Consider the following 17775-nt stretch of genomic DNA (forward strand, 5'->3'; position numbering starts at 1 on the left):
GCGTGGATGCCCTGGACCGCAAGATCATCGCCGCGCTGCGCCTGAACGGTCGTGCCACGTACGCGGAGCTGGGCAGAACCGTGGGGCTGTCCGCGTCGTCCGTGCACGAGCGGGTCGGCAAGCTGGAGGCGGCCGGGGTGATCACCGGGTACCACGCGACCGTCAACCCGAGCACGGTCGGTCTCGGCGTGACGGCGCTGGTCGGCATCCAGCCGACCGACACGGCCGAGGACAACGACGTGGCCGAGGAGCTGGGCGCGCTGCCCGAGGTCGAGAGCTGTTACGCGGTCGCCGGGGACGAGGCATTCGTGGTGAAGGTGCGGGTGCCGACGGTCGACGACCTGGAGCACACGCTGGGCAGGTTGCGCCGGATCGCGGGGGTGGCGCGCACGCGGACCACGGTGGTGCTGTCCACGCGGTTCGAGGGCAGGCCGAACAACACGGTGCTGGAAGACCCGCCGCCGACCGGCGCGTAGGCTCGTCAAACGTGAGCGAGACCCGTACTCATCTGGGCCGTGACCTGACGCTTTACCTGCTCGCGCGGTTCGGGCTGATCGTCGTCGTGGCGGCCGTGCTCGTCCTGGTGAAGGTGCCGCTGCTGGTGGCCGTCGCCGTCGGTGTGGTGGTCGGCCTGCCGGTCGGGTTACTCGTGTTCCGCAAGCTGAACGCGCGGGTCACCGCCGGTCTCGCGGAGCGGAACGAGCACCGGGCGCGGGAGCGGGCGAAGCTGCGGGCCCAGCTGCGGGGCGAGGATGCCGCCGACGAATAGGGCGTGGGTGCGCGAGGCGATCCGCCTCATCGAGGCCGACGCCAACCGTAGCGCCGATACTCATCTGCACTGCTTCCCGCTGCCGCCCGAGTGGGGCGTGGACCTGTACCTGAAAGACGAGTCGGTGCACCCGACCGGCTCGCTCAAGCACCGGCTGGCCCGGTCCCTGCTGCTGTATGCGCTGGTCAATGGGCAGATCGGCCCGGAAACGACGTTGATCGAGGCGTCCAGCGGCTCGACTGCCGTGTCGGAGGCGTACTTCGCGCGGATGCTCGGGCTGGACTTCGTGACGGTGGTGCCGCGCAAGACCAGCCAGGAGAAGATCGAGCTGATCGAGTTCTACGGCGGCCGGTGCCACTTCGTGGACGTGCCGTCCGCGATGTACAGCGAGGCCGAGCGGCTGGCCGCGGAGTGCGGCGGGCATTATCTCGATCAGTTCACCTACGCCGAGCGGGCGACGGACTGGCGCGGCAACAACAACATCGCGGAGTCGGTGTTCGCCCAGATGCGCGCCGAACGGCATCCGGTGCCGTCGTGGATCGTGGTGGGTGCGGGCACCGGCGGGACGAGCGCGACGTTCGGCCGGTACGTGCGTTACCGGCGGCACACCACGAAGATCGCGGTGGCCGACCCGGAGAACTCGTCGTTCTACGGGGCGTGGCAGACCGGCGCGATGGACTACACCACGGGCATGCCGTCGCGGATCGAAGGCATCGGACGGCCGCGGGTGGAGCCGTCCTTCGTGCCGACGGTCATCGACCACATGATCCAGGTCCCGGACGCCGCGTCGATGGCGGCGATCAGGTTGCTGCGGGAGCGCACCGGCCACTGGGCCGGCGGCTCGACGGGCACCGCGCTGTACGCCGCCTTCGAGATCATCGCGGGAATGCTCGAAGCGGGCCAGGTGGGCAGTGTGGTAACCCTCATCTGCGACGGCGGCGAGCGGTACGCGCACACGTACTACAACGACGAGTGGATCGCCGAACAAGGCTTCGACCTGACTCCCCACACCCAACGCATGGAGCACTTCCTGGCGACAGGCAAGTGGACCACCTAACCGCCACCCGGCAACGAAACGCAACCGAACACTGAAAGATCGGGTTCGGGAGGGGCAAACCCGGGCGTAGCGAAGCGAAGCCGGTGCCCTAACCACCCGCGTAGCGGCTAGCTCAGCGAAAGCCCCACACAAGCAAGAACCGACCAGGCCAGCATCGCCAACCCCGTGTCCTTCAGCACCGGAATCAGCCCCGGCCCGTTCCCCCCGCCGGTGATCACCCGCACTGGGGTCCGCAGCAGCGGCGCCGTCACCAGCGCGATCAACAGCCAGGGGTGCCACACGGCGAGCAGCACCGTCACCACGTACGGCACCGCGATCAGCGCCAGGTAGAACCGCCGCGTGCCGGCATCACCCAGGCGAACGGCGAGGGTCACCTTCCCGGCCACCCGGTCCGTCGGGATGTCGCGCAGGTTGTTGGCCACCAGCACGGCCATCGAGAAGCACCCGACAGCCACCGCGACCCCCAGCGCCTCCCAGCTGATCCGGCCTGCCTGCACGTACACGGTGCCCAGCACCGCGGCCAGGCCGAAGAAGATGAACACCGCGACCTCGCCGAGCCCCGCGTACCCGTAGGGCTTCCGGCCGCCGGTGTAGAACCAGGCGCCGAGGATGCACGCGGCGCCCATCGCGAGCAGCCACCACCGCCCGGTGGCCGCCACCAGCACCAGCCCGAGCACCCCGGCCACGCCGAAGCAGGTCAGCGCGGCGGTGAGCACGAGCTTCGGCGCCGCGGCACCGGAGCCGACCAGGCGCAACGGCCCCACCCGGTCGGCGTCGGTGCCGCGGACGCCGTCGGAGTAGTCGTTGGCGAAGTTGACGCCGATGATCAGCGCGAGTGCCACGAGGAGCGCCAGCAGCGACTGCCACCAGGTGAACGCCCCCAGCTGGATCGTCGCCCCCACGCCTGCCACGACCGGTGCCACCGCGTTGGGCAGCGTCCGCGGCCGGGCACCCTCGATCCACTCCGTCACAGTCGCCATGACTGCATTCTCGTCGAGCGCGCCTACTCCCCGGCGACCGGGACGGACCAGGTGAGCGTGCCGGAGTCCGGGAGGGGCGGATCGGCCGCCGCCGTGCCGGCCACCGCGAGGACGGCGAACGCGGCACCGACGGCCGCGACCAGGAGACGTTTCAGCGAGATCATTGGCTAACTGAAAAACGGTCCGCGCCGGATGTCAACCAACCGGGGGAAAAATCTGCTCCGCGACCGCTGTTCGGTCGATTTTGCCGGGCCCGCGCAGCGGGAGTGTGGTAACGAACTCGACCCGCTTCGGCACAGCCGCGGCGCCGGCCGCCGAACGCACCGCGGCCCGCAGCTCGTCCACGTCCGGCGCCTCGCCCTCTGGCACGACCGCGGCCGCCACGACCTGGCCCCACTCGGCGTCCGGCAGCCCGACGACGCACGTCTCCCGCACCCCGGGCAGGGCCGTGATCAGGCGTTCCACCGCCGCCGCGGACACCTTCACCCCGCCGGTGTTGATCACGTCGTCGAGGCGGCCGAGGACTTCCAGGCGCCCGTCGCGCAGCTGCCCGCGGTCCCCGGTGCGGAACCAGCCGCCGTCGAACGCCGCCGCAGTGAGGTCGGGCCGCAGCCGGTAGCCGTGGGTGAGTACCGGCCCGGCGATGAGGATCCGGCCGTCCTCGGCGATCCGCACGTCGACCCCGTCCAGCGGCACGCCGTCGTAGACGCAGCCGCTCGCGGTCTCGCTCATCCCATAGGACGGGACGATCCGCACCCCGGCCTCGGCGGCGCGGGCGCGCAGGGCCGGGGTGGTCGCGGCGGCGCCGAGGATGATCGCGTCGAACGCCTTCGCCGCGTCCAGGCCGGGGCCGCCCGCGTCGAGCAGCCGGGTCAGCTGGGTCGGGACCATCGCGGTGTAGCGCGGCCCGTCCCCGGCGAGCACCGGCCGCGCGGCCTCGGCGAAGCGCTCCGCACGGAACGGCCCTGGCGGCAGCACCGCGAACGGCTGTCCGGCCAGCATGGACCGGACCAGCACCTGCAGGCCGCCGATGTAGTTCGCGGGCGTGGCGAGCAGCCAGCGGCCGGGCCCGCCGAGCCGGGCGTGGGTGGCCGCCGCCGAGGCCTGCAGCGCCGCGGCGGACAGCAGGACGCCCTTGGGCTCACCGGTGGACCCGGAGGTCGCGATGATCACCGCGGTGCCCGGTTCCACCGGCTCCTCCGGCCGCATGCCCGCCAGCAGCCCGGCGGCCTTGGGGTCGCCGCCGTCCAGTGGCAGCACCGCCTCGCCCCCGTCGAGCGCCGCCGCCACGGCACCGGCCAGCTCGTCGACCGACTCCGGACCCCGCAGCCAGACCTCGCGCACGCTCACCTCAGTAGTAGTAGGGGAAGGCCGACCAGTCGGGGTCCCGCTTCTGCAGGAACGCGTCTCGCCCCTCGACGGCCTCGTCCTGCATGTAGGCCAACCGGGTGGTCTCGCCCGCGAACACCTGCTGCCCGACGAGCCCGTCGTCGATCAGGTTGAACGAGTACTTCAACATCCGCTGGGCCGTCGGCGACTTGCCGAGGATCTCCCAGCCCCACCGCAGCGCCTCGGCCTCCAGCTCGGCGTGCGGGACGACCGCGTTGACCGCGCCCATCCGGTGCATCTGCTCGGCGGTGTACTCGCGGCCGAGGAAGAAGATCTCCCGCGCGAACTTCTGCCCGACCTCGCGCGCGAGGTAGGCCGACCCGAACCCGCCGTCGAACGAGCCGACGTCGGCGTCCGTCTGCTTGAACCGCGCGTGCTCCGCCGAGGCGAGGGTGAGATCGCACACCACGTGCAGCGAGTGCCCGCCGCCCGCGGCCCAGCCCGGGACCACCGCGATCACGACCTTCGGCATGAACCTGATCAGCCGCTGGACCTCGAGGATGTGCAGACGGCCCGCCCGCGCGGGGTCCACCGTGTCCGAGGTCTCGCCGCTGGCGTACTGATACCCGGACCGACCGCGAATACGCTGGTCACCACCGGAACAGAACGCCCACCCACCGTCCTTCGGCGAGGGACCGTTCCCCGTCAGGAGGACGCAGCCGACATCTGAGCTCATCCGCGCGTGGTCGAGAGCGCGGTACAGCTCGTCGACGGTGTGCGGGCGGAAGGCGTTGCGCACCTCGGGGCGGTCGAACGCGACGCGCACGACGCGTTTGCCGGAGCGGGCCTCGACGGAACGGTGATAGGTGATGTCGGTGAAACCGAAACCCTCGATTTCGGTCCAGGCGGACGGGTCGAACAGCTCGGAAACCTGGGCGTCATGCACGTTTGGGAGAATAGGCCGTGTGACTGTGGTGACGGGTGACACGCCGGGGGGTCCCCGGTGAATCCGTCGACCGCCCAGGCCAAGGTGATCGTGGACGAACTCGTCCGCAACACCGTCTCGCACGTGGTGCTCTGCCCCGGTTCCCGCAACGCGCCGTTGTCGCTGGCGCTATACGACGCGGCCGCCGCCGGGCGCCTCCAGCTGCACGTCCGCATCGACGAGCGGGGCGCGGGCTTCCTCGCGCTGGGCATCGCGGCGCGCACCGGGCGCCCGGTCGCCGTGGTTTGCACCAGCGGCACCGCGGCGGCCAACTTCCACCCGGCCGTCCTGGAGGCCGACCGCGCCGGTGTCCCGCTGATCGTGCTCACCGCCGACCGCCCGCCGGAGCTGCGGGCCGCGGGCGCGAACCAGGTCATCGAGCAGCAGCGGCTCTACGGCGGCGCGGTGCGGTACTTCGACGAGCTGGCCGTCGCCGAGCGCCGCGGCGGTCAGAACGCGTACTGGCGCAGCCAGATCTGCCGGGCGTGGAACGCGGCGTACGGCGAGTGGCGGTGTGGTCCGGTCCACCTGAACGTCCCGTTCCGCGAGCCGCTGGTGCCCGACGGCGACGACGAGTGGTACGAGTCGCTGGAGGGCCGCCCCGGCGGGGAGCGCTGGACCGAGCTGCCGGACTTCGGCGCGCTGCCGTCGTTCGTGGTCCCGTCGGCGCGCTGCGGTCTGGTCATCGCGTGCGACAGCGGGGTGCGGGCCGCCGGTGAGTGGGGTGAGCAGCACGGCTGGCCGGTGATCTCGGAGACCGGCGGGCTCGGCCTGCTCGGGTCGTCGGCGATCTCGTCCGGCGTGTGGCTGCTCGGCGCCGAGGAGTTCATCCGGCGGCACAAGCCGGAGCAGGTGCTGTGCCTCGGCAGGCCGACGGTGTTCCGGCAGATCCAGCAGCTGCTGTCGGACTCCGACGTCGAGGTGCTGCTGGTGCGCCCGGACTCGGACTGGCCGGCGCCCGCCCACAACGTGCGGCAGGTCGGGCAGTGGTTCGACTCGCCGACCAAGCCGGCCGATCCGGAGTGGCTGGCCGCGTGGCAGCGGGCGGACGCGCTGGCCAACGAGGCGGTCGGCACGGCGTTGCGGCGCGAGCAGTGGCCGAGCGGGCTGCGGCTGGCGTCGGAGCTGGTCGACGCCCTGCCGCCGGACGCGCTGCTGGTGGTCGGCTCGTCCAACCCGGCGCGGGACGTGGCGCTGGCCGGGCGGATGCGACCGGACGTGCTGGTGCACCGCAACCGCGGCGTGGCGGGCATCGACGGCACGGTGTCGACGGCGATCGGCGCGGCGGCGGTGCACCGCGGGCAGTCGTACGCGCTGCTCGGCGACCTGACGTTCCTGCACGACGTGAACGGTCTGCTGGCCGGCCCGCCGGAGACGCGCCCGGACCTGACGATCGTGGTGCTCAACGACGACGGCGGCGGGATCTTCTCGCTGCTGGAGCAGGGGGCGCCCGAGCACCGGGACGCGTTCGAGCACGTGTTCGGCACCCCGCACGGCGCGGATCTTTCGGCGCTGTGCGCCGGGTTCGGCATCCCGCACGTGCGCGCCGGAACGATCGAGGAGTTCCGCGAGTCGCTGCGCCCGGCGCCCGGTCTGCGGGTGGTCGAGGTGCAGGTGGACCGGTCGCGCCACCGCGACCTGCACGCCCGCATCCGCTCGGCGGTGTCCACCGCTCTCTCCTGACGCCCGCACCCGCCCCGCAGCAGCAAACTCACCGTCCGCAGCGGCAAACACGCCGCTGGGAGCGGCAAACACGCCGGGAGGCGGCGTGTTTGCTTGTTGGCGCGCTGTGTTTGCTGTTCCGGGCGGTGAGTTGGCCCAGTCGTGAAAGCGCTGGTGGGCGACTTGTCGGGAATGGCCAGTCCAGTTAGCGGGAACCACCTTTCGGACGTGTCCGGTGGGAAGTTTTCCCGCTAGCGTCCGCGCCATGCGTCTACGAACTCGCGCCGGCCTGGGGGCCGTGACCACCGGAATCGCGATCGTGCTCCTCGCTTCGACCGCCTCCGCCGCGCCCGCCCCGGGCGCTCCCGGAGCCGGCGACCCCTACTACCCGTACGCCGGCAACGGCGGCTACGACGTCGCCCACTACGACATCCGCCTCACCTACCAGCCGGCCACCGACCAGCTCGCCGGCACCACGACGATCCTCGCCAGGACCACGCAGGAGCTGTCCAGCTTCGACCTCGACTTCGGGCTCCACGTGAGCGCGATCCGGGTCGACAACGTGCCCGCTGCCTTCCGGACCGTCCGCGAGGGCGAGCTGGAGGTCACCCCGGCCAAGCCGCTCGCGAAGAACCAGCCGGTCACCGTCGTCGTCACCTACGCGGACACCCCGTCCAAGGTCGTCATCGACGGCTACACCGCGTGGAAGAAGACCCCGGACGGCGCGCTCGCCGTCGACGAGCCGCAGAACTCGCAGTGGTGGTACCCGGCCAGCGACCACCCGACCGACAAGGCCACCTACGACGTCTCCGTCGAGGTGCCGGACGACGTCGCCGCCCTGTCCAACGGCACGCTGGTCCGCAAGACCAAGCAGCGGGCAGGCTGGACGCGCTGGAACTGGCGCAGCACCCAGTCGCAGAACACCTACGCCACCACCCTCGAAGTCGGGAAGTTCGAGGTCAACCAGGCCACCACCCCCGGCGGGCAGCCGTTCGTCACCGCGTACGACCCGGCCACCGGCGAGTCCCTCGGCGCGGCGAAGGCCAGCGTCGAGCGCACCCCGGAGATCATCGAGTTCCTCGCGAGCCAGTTCGGCGAGTACCCGTTCGAGGCGCAGGGCGGGGTCGTCAGCACCGGCCTGACCTTCGCACTGGAGGCCCAGACGCGGCCGGTGTACAGCAACAAGTTCTTCGTCGCCGGGACGAACACCTCGGTCGTCGCGCACGAGAACGCGCACCAGTGGTTCGGCGACTCCGTCTCGCTGGGCCGCTGGAGCGACATCTGGCTCAACGAGGGCTTCGCCAGTTACGCCGAGTACCTGTGGTCGGAGCACCAGCGCGAGGGCACGGCGGCCGAGCTCGCCCAGTACGTCTACGACTCCTACCCGGCCGACGACCCGTTCTGGCAGGTCCTGCCCGGCGACCCGGGCGCGGCCAACCAGTTCGACGACGCCGTGTACGACCGCGGCGCGCTGGCCGTGCAGGCGCTGCGGACAGCCGTCGGCGACGACGCGTTCTTCACGATCCTGCGCACCTGGGTCGCCCGGCACCGGGGTGACGACGCCCGCATCGGCGACTTCGTCGCGCTGGCCGAGGAGGTCTCCGGCAAGCCGCTGCAGCAGCTGTTCCAGACCTGGCTGTTCACCGCGGGCAAGCCGGCCACCGGCCCGAACGGCGCGGCCACCCTGCGTGCCGCCGCCCAGCCGCGGTCCTACCCCGCCATCCAGCGCACCCACCAGCTGCTGGCGGCCGGAGACAGCCGTTAACCCGCACCTTCTATGCTCGGAGGAGTGACGGCGAGAACTCTGTGGTGGCTGAAGATCGGCCGTCGATGCGTGCTCGCCGTCGCCGTCGTGATCACCGTGCTGTGCGCCGGCCTGCTGCTCGCCGCGATCCGCAACGACCAGGCGATCACCGGCAACCTGGGCACGGCGACGGCCGAAGTGGACGCGGTGGCCTGGGACCGGACGATCATCCGGTTCGAGACGCCGGACGGCATCGTGCACAGCCCGTCCAACGGCGTGCTCTATCCGGCCGGCCTCGTCGCGGGCGACCTGGTGCGCATCGAGTACGACGCGACCGACCCGGACCTGGCCCGCGTCGCGGGGCGCACGGCCACCTTGACGCTGCTGCCGCTGGGCACCACGATTCTGATCACCTGGGTGGTCGCGGGCGCGGTGGCCTGGCTGATCCGCCAGCGGCTGCGCCGCGAGCCGGAGGTGACCGAGCCGGAGGTCGCCGTCGTCGAGGCGGACACCCCGGTGAAGTCCGGTTGACTCCGGCAGCGAGGGGGATCCGATGCGCAGCGTCATCTACTCGATGTCCGTCTCGCTGGACGGCTACATCGTCGGGCCGGATGGCCGGTTCGGTTGGTCGGCGCCCACCGAGGAGGTCTTCCGCTTCGCCGTCGAGGAGGTTCGCGGCGTCGACGTCCACGTGATGGGGCGGCGGCTGTACGAGACGATGGTGTACTGGGAGACCGCCGATCAGGACCAGAACCTGGACGAGGCGGAGCTCGAATTCACCGCGATCTGGAAGGCGACCCCCAAAGTCGTGTTCTCCACCACGCTGACCGCGGTCGAGGGCAATGCGCGGCTGGCTTCCGGCAGCCCGGCCGAGGAGGTCGAGCGGCTGCGTGCCGAGCCGGGGGACGGCGACATCGCGATCGGCGGCGCGACCCTCGCCGCCGAGGTGGCCGCGGCCGGGCTGATCGACGAGTACCGGGTGCGGGTCTACCCGGTGCTCGTCGGCGGTGGCACCCCGTTCTTCGCGCGCCAGGAGCGCCGGGTGGACCTCGAACTCGTCGAGAATCGCATCCTCAGCGACAAGGTCGCCTTTCTCCGCTACCGCGTGGCGCGTTAGAACCCCTGGCGCGGCGGCTGGATCTGCTGCTGCGGGTACTGCTGCGGCGCGTGACCCGGCTGCGGGTATCCGGCCTGCGGCACGGGCGGCTGCTGCGGCATGGGCTGCGGCGCCTGCTGCTGCATGGCCTGGACCTGCTGCGCCTCGTCCTTGGTCAGCTTGTTCGTCATGCCGCAGAACGTGCACACCGTGAAGTACTTCGAGCTGATCGGGAACAGCGGGATGAAGAACAGCGTGAACCTCGTGACGGCGCGGCGCAGCGCGTGCGCGCTCGGGTTCTGGCAGTTCCCGCACAGGTAGGTCGCGGTGGCCAGCTCCTGGACGCTCTTGCGCCAGCCGTAGATCAGCATGTGGTGTTCTCCCGGGTCCGTGATCTTGTCCGGACCTAGGACGCGCGGATGCCCCGTTCGGTTTCCTGCCACCAGGACAGGACTTCCTCGGCGGCGCTGGGCGCGGCGACGAGCAGGCCGTCGGTGGGCAGCGGGCTGTCCGACCCGCGCCGGTCGAGCACGACGGCGCCGGCCTCGATGGCCAGCGCGACCGACCCGGCGACGTCCCACTCGTGGTAGCTGTGCAGCACCGCGGCGATGGCGTGCCCGAGCGCGACCTGCGCGATCGACAGCGCGGCCGAGCCGAGCACGCGGACCCCGGCGCGCGCCTCCGCGGCGCGTTCGATGAACGAGCCCATGCCCGGCCACGGACCCTTGCGGGCCAGTTCGGTGCACACGATCGACCCGGTGATGCGGTCCCGGTCGACCAGCTTCACCGGCTTGCCGTTGGCACGCGTGCCGCGGCCGCGGGCGGCGGCGTAGATCTGCGCGCGGTAGGGGTCGGCGACCACGCCGACGACCGGTCCGGACGCGTCGACCAGCGCGAGGCTGTAGGCGCACCACGGCACCCCGGCGACGTAGTTGGCCGTCCCGTCGACCGGGTCCACCACCCATCGGTAGGCCGCCGAGTCCGCGCCGGTGTCGGCGCCGAATTCGCCGCCGACGACGGGGATGCCGGGGAACTCGGCGGTCAGCACGCGGCGGGTGTGCCGCTCCAGGATGCGGTCGGTGTCGGTGACCCAGTCGAACGGCGAGTCCGCCACGTCCGGGTGGGCGCCCCGGCCCGCGGTCGCCGTGATCACGTCGGTGGCGTCGTTGGCCAGTCGCCCGGCGACCTCGAGCGCTCGCGACAGCAAGCCCGGTTCGACCGGGTGGGGTGGACGGGCGGAGAGGAGGGTCACGCCAGCCGAGTGTGGCGGCAGCAGATGTCCGGGACGCGACACCCAGGTGAAGCGGAGAAAGCTTCGTGAAGTTCGGGCACCGTTGGTCCCGTCGTCACGCGGGCTTTTCTCGGCGAACCGGACCGGCTGCCACGGTGGGGATCGTGCGCGTCGCCATCGTCACCGAAAGCTTCCTCCCGCAGGTGAACGGCGTGGCCAATTCCGTGCTGCGGATCATCGAGCACCTCACCGGCACCGGCCACGACGTGATGGTGGTCGCGCCCGGCCTCACCGGGCCGACGCACTACCGGGGCGCGCCCGTGGTGCGGATCCCGGCGCTGGACTTGCCGGTGGTGAACTCGCTGCCGATCGGCCTGCCCACCCGCACGGTGCTGACCGCGTTGGCCGCGTTCGGGCCGGACGTGGTGCACCTCGCGTCGCCGTTCGTGGTCGGCGCCCGCGGCCTGGCCGCGGCCCGGCGGCTTCGGGTGCCGTCGATCGCGGTGTTCCAGACCGACATCGCCGGGTTCGCCACCGCGTACGGGCTCGGCCTCGGCGCGCGGGCCGCGTGGCGGTGGGTGCGGCGGCTGCACACCAAGGCCGACCGGACGCTCGCGCCGTCCACCCAGTCCGTGGAGGACCTCCGCGCGCACGGCGTGCCCCGCGTGCACCGGTGGGGTCGTGGGGTGGACGTCGAGCGGTTCTCGCCCGAGCACGTGGACCCGGACCTGCGTGCCCGGCTCGCGCCGAACGGGGAGCTGCTGGTCGGGTTCGTCGGGCGGCTGGCGCCGGAGAAGGAGGTCGGCAGGCTCGCCGCGCTGACCGGGGTGGACGGCCTGCGGCTGGTGATCGTGGGTGACGGGCCGGATCGCGAGGAGCTGCGGGAACGTCTCCCTGGCGCCGCGTTCCTCGGCGCCCGTTACGGCGACGAGCTGTCCGCGGCCTACGCGAGCCTCGACGTGTTCGTCCACACCGGCCCGCACGAGACGTTCTGCCAGGCGGTGCAGGAGGCGATGGCGTCCGGGCTGCCGGTGCTCGCGCCGGACGCGGGCGGCCCGCGGGACCTCGTCCTGCCCGGCCGCACCGGTTTCCTGCTGCCGCCCGACCCGGCGGGCTTCGCCGAGGAGCTGGTGCGGCGCGTGCGCGACCTGCGTGACCCGGCGCTGCGGGACCGGCTGGGGACCAAGGCCCGCAAGGTCGTCCTCGGCCGGACGTGGCCCGCGGTGTGCGCGGAGCTGGTGAACCACTACGAGGTGGTCACCGGCCGCGTCGCGCGAGCCGCCTGATGCCATGCACATCGTCCAGCTGGCGAACTTCTACGGGCCACGATCCGGCGGTCTGCGCACGGCGCTGCACCACCTCGGCGCCGGTTACGTGGCGAGCGGCCACCGCGTGACGCTGGTCGTGCCGGGGCCCCGGCACGCCGAGGAGCAGCTGCCGACCGGGGTGCGCCGGATCAGCCTGCCGGCACCGAAGATCCCCGGCACCGGCGGCTACCGCGCGGTCGACCCGTACCGGGTGCGCGCGTTGCTGTCGGCGCTGCGCCCGGACCGGCTGGAGGTGTCGGACCGGCTGACGCTGCGCGGGATGGGGGTGTGGGCGCACCGGCGTGACGTGCCCAGTGTGGTGATCTCGCACGAGCGGCTGGACCGGCTGCTGGAGCAGTTCCTGGTGCCCCGTCCGCTGGCCCGCCGCGTCGCCGACGCCGCCAACCGGCGCATGGCGGGCAACTACGACACGGTCGTCTGCACCACGTCGTTCGCCCGTGAGGAGTTCGACCGGATCGATGTCTCCAACGTCCGCCAGGTCCCGCTCGGGGTGGACCTCGCGACCTTCCGTCCCGCGCACCACGATCCCGGCCTGCGGCACGAGCTGGCCTCCGGCGCGGACGCATTGCTGGTCCACTGTGGACGGCTGTCGCCGGAGAAGCACGTGGAGCGCAGCGTGGACACGGTCGCCGAGCTGACCGAGGCGGGGGACCGGGTGCGGCTGGTGATCGCCGGGGACGGGCCGCGCCGCCGGGCGTTGGAACGACGGGCGCGCGGGTTGCCGGTGACGTTCCTCGGGTTCGTGTCCGACCGGACCGCCGTCGCCCGGTTGCTGGCCAGCGCCGACGTCTCGCTGGCGCCCGGCCCGCACGAGACGTTCGGGCTCGCGGCGCTGGAGGCGCTGGCGTCCGGGACGCCGGTGGTGGTGTCGCAGTCCTCGGCACTGCGGGAGATCGTCCGGCCCGGCTGCGGGGCCGCGGTTCCGGACGTGCCGCGGGAGTTCGCGTCCGCCGTGACCGGCCTGCTGGAGAGCCCGGAGGACCTGCGACGTGCGGCTTCGCGCGCCCGGGCGGAGGAATTCGCCTGGCCCGCGAGCGTGCGGGGGATGCTCACTGCCTTACGCTCCTGACATGTCGCGAGCCAGTCTGGACAAGGATCCACACGAGGTCGCCGCCATGTTCGACGGCGTCTCGGAGGGCTACGACCGGGCGAACTCGGTCATGACGTTCGGGTTCGACCGGCGATGGCGTACGACGACGTCCCGCGTCCTGGACGCCCGCCGCGGCGAGAAGGTGCTCGACCTCGCCGCGGGCACCGGGGTGTCCACCGCCGAGTACGCCCGCGGCGGCGCGTGGTGCCTGGCCGCGGACTTCTCCCTCGGCATGCTGCGCAGCGGCAAGCACCGCCGCGTCCCGATGGTCGCCGCCGACGCGCTGCACCTGCCCTTCGCCGACGACAGCTTCGACGCCGCGACGATCAGCTTCGGCATCCGCAACTTCGTCAACACCAAGGCCGCGCTCGAAGAGATCGCGCGCGTGGTCAAGCCGGGCGGCCGGCTGGTGATCTGCGAGGTGTCGACCCCCACATTCCCGCCGATCCGGTTCGTCTACAAGAAGTTCATCCTGCGGGCAATGACGCTGCTCGGCCGGTTCTCCTCGACCAACCCCGAAGCCTACTCCTACCTGGCCGAATCGATGGCCGCGTGGCACGACCAGCGCAGCCTGGCGCAGATCATCGCCAGCGCGGGCTGGTCGAAGGTGGAGTGGCTGAACCTGACCTTCGGCGTCGTCGCCATCCACCGCGCGTGGAAGCCCACCCGCCAGCCCGACCACCACCCCTGATGGAGACGCTTCGCGTCGCAGTGCTCCCGTAAACTCCGGGGCATGACCCAGGACGCACAGGTAATCGTCGTCGGCGCGGGCCCGGCCGGATCCACCGTCGCGACGTACCTGGCGCGCGCGGGGGTCGACGTCCTGGTGCTGGAGAAGACCGAGTTCCCCCGCGAGAAGGTGTGCGGCGACGGCCTCACCCCGCGCGGCGTGAAGCAGCTCATCGACCTGGGCATCGACACCAGCCAGGAGGCCGGCTGGGTGCACAGCCGCGGCCTGCGGATCCTCACCGCGGAGCTGACGCTGGAGCTGGACTGGCCGGAGCTGACCAGCTACCCGCCTTACGGCGTCTCGCGCACCCGCCAGGACTTCGACGACCTGCTGGCCAAGACCGCGGTCAAGGCGGGCGCGCGGCTGCTGGAGCGGACCACGGTGACCGGCGCGATCACCGACGAGCGCACCGGCCGCGTGATCGGTGTCGAGGGGAAGCAGGGGCCCGAGAAGACCCCGGTCCGCTACCACGCGCCGCTGGTCCTCGCGTGTGACGGCGTGTCCGCGCGGCTGGCCCGGTCGATCGGCATCGAGACCGACGAGAAGCGCCCGATGGGCGTCGCCGTGCGCCGGTACTACAAGAGCCCGCGGCACGACGACCCGTTCATCGAGGGCCACCTGGAGCTGTGGGACCGCAAGGACCCGCGCAACCCGCAGCTGCTGCCCGGGTACGGCTGGGCGTTCCCGCTCGGTGACGGCACGGTGAACGTCGGGCTGGGGATGCTGTCCACGTCGAAGTCGTTCCGGAACATGGACTACCGCGCCCTGATGCGGCAGTGGCTGGACTCGACGCCGGAGGAGTGGGGCTACCGCGAGGAGAACGCGATCGGCCGGATCGGCGGCGCCGGTCTCCCGATGGGCTTCAACCGGACCCCGCACTACCGCGACGGCCTGCTGTTGCTCGGCGATGCGGGCGGCATGGTGAGCCCGTTCAACGGGGAGGGCATCTCGGCGGCGATGGAGTCGGCGCAGCTCGCGGCGCAGTTCGTGGTGCATGCGCTGGCCCGGCCCGAGGGCTCGTCGCGGGAGCGCGCGCTGCGTGGCTACCCGCTGGCGCTGAAGGAGCTGATGGGCGGCTACTACCGCCTCGGCAACGTCTTCGCGAAGGCGATCGGCAACCCGAAGGTCATGCGCGCGGCGACCAAGTACGGGCTGCGGATCAACCCGCTGATCCCGCTGATCTACAAGGGCCTGTCCGGCTGCTACGACGCCAAGGGCGGCGACGCGGTGGACCGGATGATCTCGCTCGCCGCGCGGTTGATGCCCAGCGCCTGAGGTGGGGCCTGCCCCACCGCGGACCCGGGTGCGCACCGGCTGCCGGATCTTCGCGCGGCGCAACAGACTCGGGACGTGCCCACCACACAAGCCGAAACCGGCAGCGACTTCGCCCGCCTGGCCGGCCGCGTCAAGCAGGCCGGCCTGCTGAACCGGCGCCCCGGCTACTACGCCCTGCGCGCCGGACTGGTCACCGCCCTGTTCGCCTACTCCTGGGCGTTGTTCGCCTGGATCGGCGACTCCTGGGCGGCCCTGGTCGTCGCCGTGCTGCTGGCCGTCCTGTTCGGTCAGATCGCCCTGCTGTCGCACGACCTCGCGCACCGGCAGGTGTTCCGCACGCGCCGCCCGAGCGAGGTCGCCGGCCGGATCGCGGGCAACCTCGGCATCGGCCTGAGCTACGGCTGGTGGATGGACAAGCACACGCGCCACCACGCCAACCCCAACCACGAGGAACTCGATCCGGACGTCGCGCCGGACATCCTCGTGTGGTCGCAGGGCCAGGCCAGGGCCAGCCGCGGCCTGCCCCGGTTCATCGGACGCCACCAGGCGGTCCTGTTCTTCCCGCTGCTCACGCTGGAAGGTCTGAACCTGCACTGGTCGAGCATCCGCGCGGTGCTCAGGCCGGGGCTGAAGCAGCGGTGGCTGGAAGCCGCGCTGCTGTTCACCCACTTCGCGGTCTACCTGGGCGCGGTGTTCCTGGTGCTGTCGCCGGTCAAGGCGCTGGTGTTCATCGCCGTGCACCAGGGCCTGTGGGGCGTGTACCTGGGCTCGATCTTCGCACCGAACCACAAGGGCATGCCGACGCTGATCGGCGGGGAGCGGCCGGACTTCCTGCGGCGGCAGGTGCTGACCTCCCGCAACGTCCGCGGCGGCCGGTTCGTCGACGTCGCGATGGGCGGCCTGAACTACCAGATCGAGCACCACCTGTTCCCCAGCATGCCGACCCCGCACCTGCGGCTGGCGCAGCCGATCGTGCGGCGGTACTGCGCCGAAATCGGGGTGCCGTACTCCGAGACCGGCCTGGTCGACTCCTGGGCGCAGGCGCTGCGGCACCTCCACGAGGCCAGCACCCCACTCCGCCACTAGCCCCCACGCTCCCGACCGCAGGCCTCGCACGCCCCAACCGCAGAACTCGCGCGCTCGAGCGCAGAACTCGCGCCAGCCGCGAGTCCCACCTTCCCGGGCGCGAGTTCTGCGGTGCCGCTGGAGACCTCGGTCACACCTGCGGCGGCGTGATCTTGCCCGCAACCGGCGAAGGTCGGCCCCGCTCACCGTGGGTTACGTCACACCAGTTCTGCGTTGCGTGATCGGGATGATCCTTTTCGTGCTGGTCTCGGGCTTATGGCCGTCCACCAGGGCATCCTTTGGTTAGGTTCGCCTTACCCGAAACACCCCGCGACAACAATGTGAGCCACGTCCTACACTGCCCCTATGCTTTGTGAACCGCTTCACAACCCCGCAAGGCAGATTGTGAACAGTTTCACAAGCGGCACGTTCGCAACGGCGCGGAAAGGACGGCATTCACCGTGCTGATGTCGCAGTTCCACCTCGCGCAGGCCGCCTCGGGGCCCGGCCTCGAGATGTACCTGCCGCTGGTCCTCCTGTTCGTCCTCGCCGCGGCCTTCGCGGTGTTCTCCGTGCTGCTCGGCCCGCTGGTGGGCCCGCGCCGGTACAACCGGGCGAAGCAGATGGCCTACGAGTGCGGGATCGAACCGTCCCCGCAGCCGCTGGTCGGCGGCGGCCGCATGCCGGTCGCCTACTACATCACCGCGATGCTGTTCATCCTGTTCGACATCGAAATGGTCTTCCTCTACCCGTTCGCCGTCTCGGCGGACGCGCTCGGCCTGTTCGGCCTGGTGGAGATCGTCTTGTTCATCGCGACCGTCGGCTTCGCCTACGCCTACGTCTGGCGTCGCGGCGGGCTCGACTGGAACTAGGGGAGGGACGTCATGGGACTCGAAGAGCAGCTCCCCAACGGCATCATGCTGGCCAGCCTGGAGAAGCTGGTCAACTGGGCGCGCAAGAACTCGCTGTGGCCGGCCACCTTCGGGCTCGCCTGCTGTGCGATCGAGATGATGACCGTCGGCGGTTCGCGCTACGACATCGCGCGCTTCGGCATGGAGCGGTTCTCCGCCACCCCGCGCCAGGCCGACCTGATGATCGTCGCAGGGCGGGTCACGCAGAAGATGGCCCCGGTCCTGCGCCAGATCTACGACCAGATGGCCGAGCCGAAGTGGGTGCTGGCCATGGGCGTCTGCGCGTCCTCCGGCGGCATGTTCAACAACTACGCCGTGGTGCAGGGCGTGGACCACATCGTGCCGGTCGACATGTACCTGCCGGGCTGCCCGCCGCGCCCGGAGATGCTCCTCGACGCGATCCTCAAGCTGCACGCCAAGATCCAGGACGAGCCGCTCGGGCCGCGCCGGGCCGCCGCGCTGGCCGGGCACCATACCGAGCTGATCCCGTCGTCGATCAAGTACGCGAAGAAGTGATGCGCTC

Annotated in this window: 20 protein-coding genes; 14 read left to right on the plus strand and 6 right to left on the minus strand. The window is 71.5% G+C overall.

Going from position 1 to position 17775, the window contains the following annotated elements:
- The first annotated feature begins 2 nt into the window (after positions 1-2).
- From AMETH_RS02315 to cds1, 3 genes are read left to right on the plus strand one after another with little or no spacing between them, the layout of a single operon-like run.
- The gene (locus tag AMETH_RS02315) at positions 3-476 is read left to right on the plus strand and encodes an Lrp/AsnC family transcriptional regulator (RefSeq protein WP_017986424.1); all 474 of its coding nucleotides are present in this window, start codon (positions 3-5) and stop codon (positions 474-476) included.
- 11 nt (positions 477-487) lie between these two features.
- Positions 488-769, plus strand: a complete 282-nt coding sequence (locus AMETH_RS02320; RefSeq protein WP_017986425.1) for a DUF4229 domain-containing protein — start codon at positions 488-490, stop codon at positions 767-769.
- Complete coding sequence (gene cds1, locus AMETH_RS02325; protein WP_038531812.1) at positions 753-1826, plus strand: L-cysteine desulfhydrase Cds1; 1074 nt, start codon at positions 753-755, stop codon at positions 1824-1826. Before AMETH_RS02320 ends, cds1 begins: the two co-directional genes overlap by 17 nt.
- 107 nt (positions 1827-1933) lie before the next feature.
- Here the strand turns inward: cds1 and AMETH_RS02330 are convergent, their stop codons facing one another.
- The 4 genes from AMETH_RS02330 to AMETH_RS02340 are packed head-to-tail and all read right to left on the minus strand — an operon-like array spanning position 1934 to position 5081.
- Positions 1934-2806 (minus strand): 1,4-dihydroxy-2-naphthoate polyprenyltransferase, encoded by an 873-nt coding sequence (locus tag AMETH_RS02330; RefSeq protein ID WP_017986427.1) that lies wholly within the window; start codon positions 2804-2806, stop codon positions 1934-1936.
- Between the two features lie 23 nt (positions 2807-2829).
- Positions 2830-2970: a hypothetical protein gene (locus tag AMETH_RS38530; RefSeq protein WP_017986428.1), complete on the minus strand. Its 141-nt coding sequence runs from the start codon at positions 2968-2970 to the stop codon at positions 2830-2832.
- A 31-nt stretch (positions 2971-3001) separates the two neighbouring features.
- Positions 3002-4150 carry an o-succinylbenzoate--CoA ligase gene (gene menE / locus AMETH_RS02335; RefSeq protein ID WP_017986429.1) on the minus strand — a complete coding sequence of 383 codons (1149 nt, stop codon included), beginning with the start codon at positions 4148-4150 and terminating at the stop codon, positions 3002-3004.
- A gap of 7 nt (positions 4151-4157) precedes the next feature.
- Positions 4158-5081, minus strand: a complete 924-nt coding sequence (locus tag AMETH_RS02340) for a 1,4-dihydroxy-2-naphthoyl-CoA synthase (RefSeq protein WP_017986430.1) — start codon at positions 5079-5081, stop codon at positions 4158-4160.
- Positions 5082-5138: 57 nt separating this feature from the next.
- Between AMETH_RS02340 and menD the strand changes: the two genes are divergently transcribed.
- The 4 genes from menD to AMETH_RS02360 all read left to right on the plus strand — a co-directional run bounded on the left by menD (position 5139) and on the right by AMETH_RS02360 (position 9643).
- The gene (gene menD, locus AMETH_RS02345; protein WP_017986431.1) at positions 5139-6803 is read left to right on the plus strand and encodes a 2-succinyl-5-enolpyruvyl-6-hydroxy-3-cyclohexene-1-carboxylic-acid synthase; all 1665 of its coding nucleotides are present in this window, start codon (positions 5139-5141) and stop codon (positions 6801-6803) included.
- A 244-nt stretch (positions 6804-7047) separates the two neighbouring features.
- Positions 7048-8547 (plus strand): M1 family metallopeptidase, encoded by a 1500-nt coding sequence (locus AMETH_RS02350; protein ID WP_026153728.1) that lies wholly within the window; start codon positions 7048-7050, stop codon positions 8545-8547.
- Positions 8548-8571: 24 nt separating this feature from the next.
- Positions 8572-9057: a DUF3592 domain-containing protein gene (locus tag AMETH_RS02355; RefSeq protein ID WP_223843039.1), complete on the plus strand. Its 486-nt coding sequence runs from the start codon at positions 8572-8574 to the stop codon at positions 9055-9057.
- A 22-nt stretch (positions 9058-9079) separates the two neighbouring features.
- Positions 9080-9643 carry a dihydrofolate reductase family protein gene (locus AMETH_RS02360; protein ID WP_017986434.1) on the plus strand — a complete coding sequence of 188 codons (564 nt, stop codon included), beginning with the start codon at positions 9080-9082 and terminating at the stop codon, positions 9641-9643.
- On the opposite strand, the gene AMETH_RS02365 is transcribed toward AMETH_RS02360, so the two are convergent.
- Positions 9640-9993, minus strand: coding sequence for a zinc-ribbon domain-containing protein (locus tag AMETH_RS02365; protein WP_017986435.1), 354 nt, complete (start codon positions 9991-9993; stop codon positions 9640-9642). The genes AMETH_RS02360 and AMETH_RS02365 overlap by 4 nt on opposite strands.
- A gap of 35 nt (positions 9994-10028) precedes the next feature.
- Entirely contained in the window at positions 10029-10874 is an 846-nt protein-coding gene (locus AMETH_RS02370) for an inositol monophosphatase family protein (RefSeq protein ID WP_026153729.1), read from the minus strand.
- A gap of 143 nt (positions 10875-11017) precedes the next feature.
- On the opposite strand from AMETH_RS02370, the gene AMETH_RS02375 reads away from it, so the two are divergent.
- The 7 genes from AMETH_RS02375 (at position 11018) to AMETH_RS02405 (ending at position 17768) form a co-directional block, all read left to right on the plus strand.
- Entirely contained in the window at positions 11018-12139 is a 1122-nt protein-coding gene (locus tag AMETH_RS02375) for a glycosyltransferase family 4 protein (protein ID WP_209436842.1), read from the plus strand.
- A 4-nt stretch (positions 12140-12143) separates the two neighbouring features.
- The gene (locus tag AMETH_RS02380; RefSeq protein ID WP_017986438.1) at positions 12144-13250 is read left to right on the plus strand and encodes a glycosyltransferase; all 1107 of its coding nucleotides are present in this window, start codon (positions 12144-12146) and stop codon (positions 13248-13250) included.
- Between the two features lies 1 nt (position 13251).
- Positions 13252-13962, plus strand: a complete 711-nt coding sequence (locus AMETH_RS02385; RefSeq protein ID WP_026153730.1) for a demethylmenaquinone methyltransferase — start codon at positions 13252-13254, stop codon at positions 13960-13962.
- 42 nt (positions 13963-14004) lie between these two features.
- Positions 14005-15276, plus strand: coding sequence for a geranylgeranyl reductase family protein (locus AMETH_RS02390; protein ID WP_017986440.1), 1272 nt, complete (start codon positions 14005-14007; stop codon positions 15274-15276).
- Positions 15277-15351: 75 nt separating this feature from the next.
- Complete coding sequence (locus AMETH_RS02395) at positions 15352-16362, plus strand: fatty acid desaturase family protein (protein WP_017986441.1); 1011 nt, start codon at positions 15352-15354, stop codon at positions 16360-16362.
- Between the two features lie 446 nt (positions 16363-16808).
- Complete coding sequence (locus AMETH_RS02400; protein WP_051079579.1) at positions 16809-17213, plus strand: NADH-quinone oxidoreductase subunit A; 405 nt, start codon at positions 16809-16811, stop codon at positions 17211-17213.
- Between the two features lie 12 nt (positions 17214-17225).
- Positions 17226-17768, plus strand: a complete 543-nt coding sequence (locus AMETH_RS02405) for a NuoB/complex I 20 kDa subunit family protein (protein WP_017986443.1) — start codon at positions 17226-17228, stop codon at positions 17766-17768.
- The last annotated feature ends 7 nt before the right edge of the window (positions 17769-17775 follow it).

It is taken from the genome of Amycolatopsis methanolica 239, assembly GCF_000739085.1.
Lineage (GTDB): Bacteria > Actinomycetota > Actinomycetes > Mycobacteriales > Pseudonocardiaceae > Amycolatopsis_E > Amycolatopsis_E methanolica.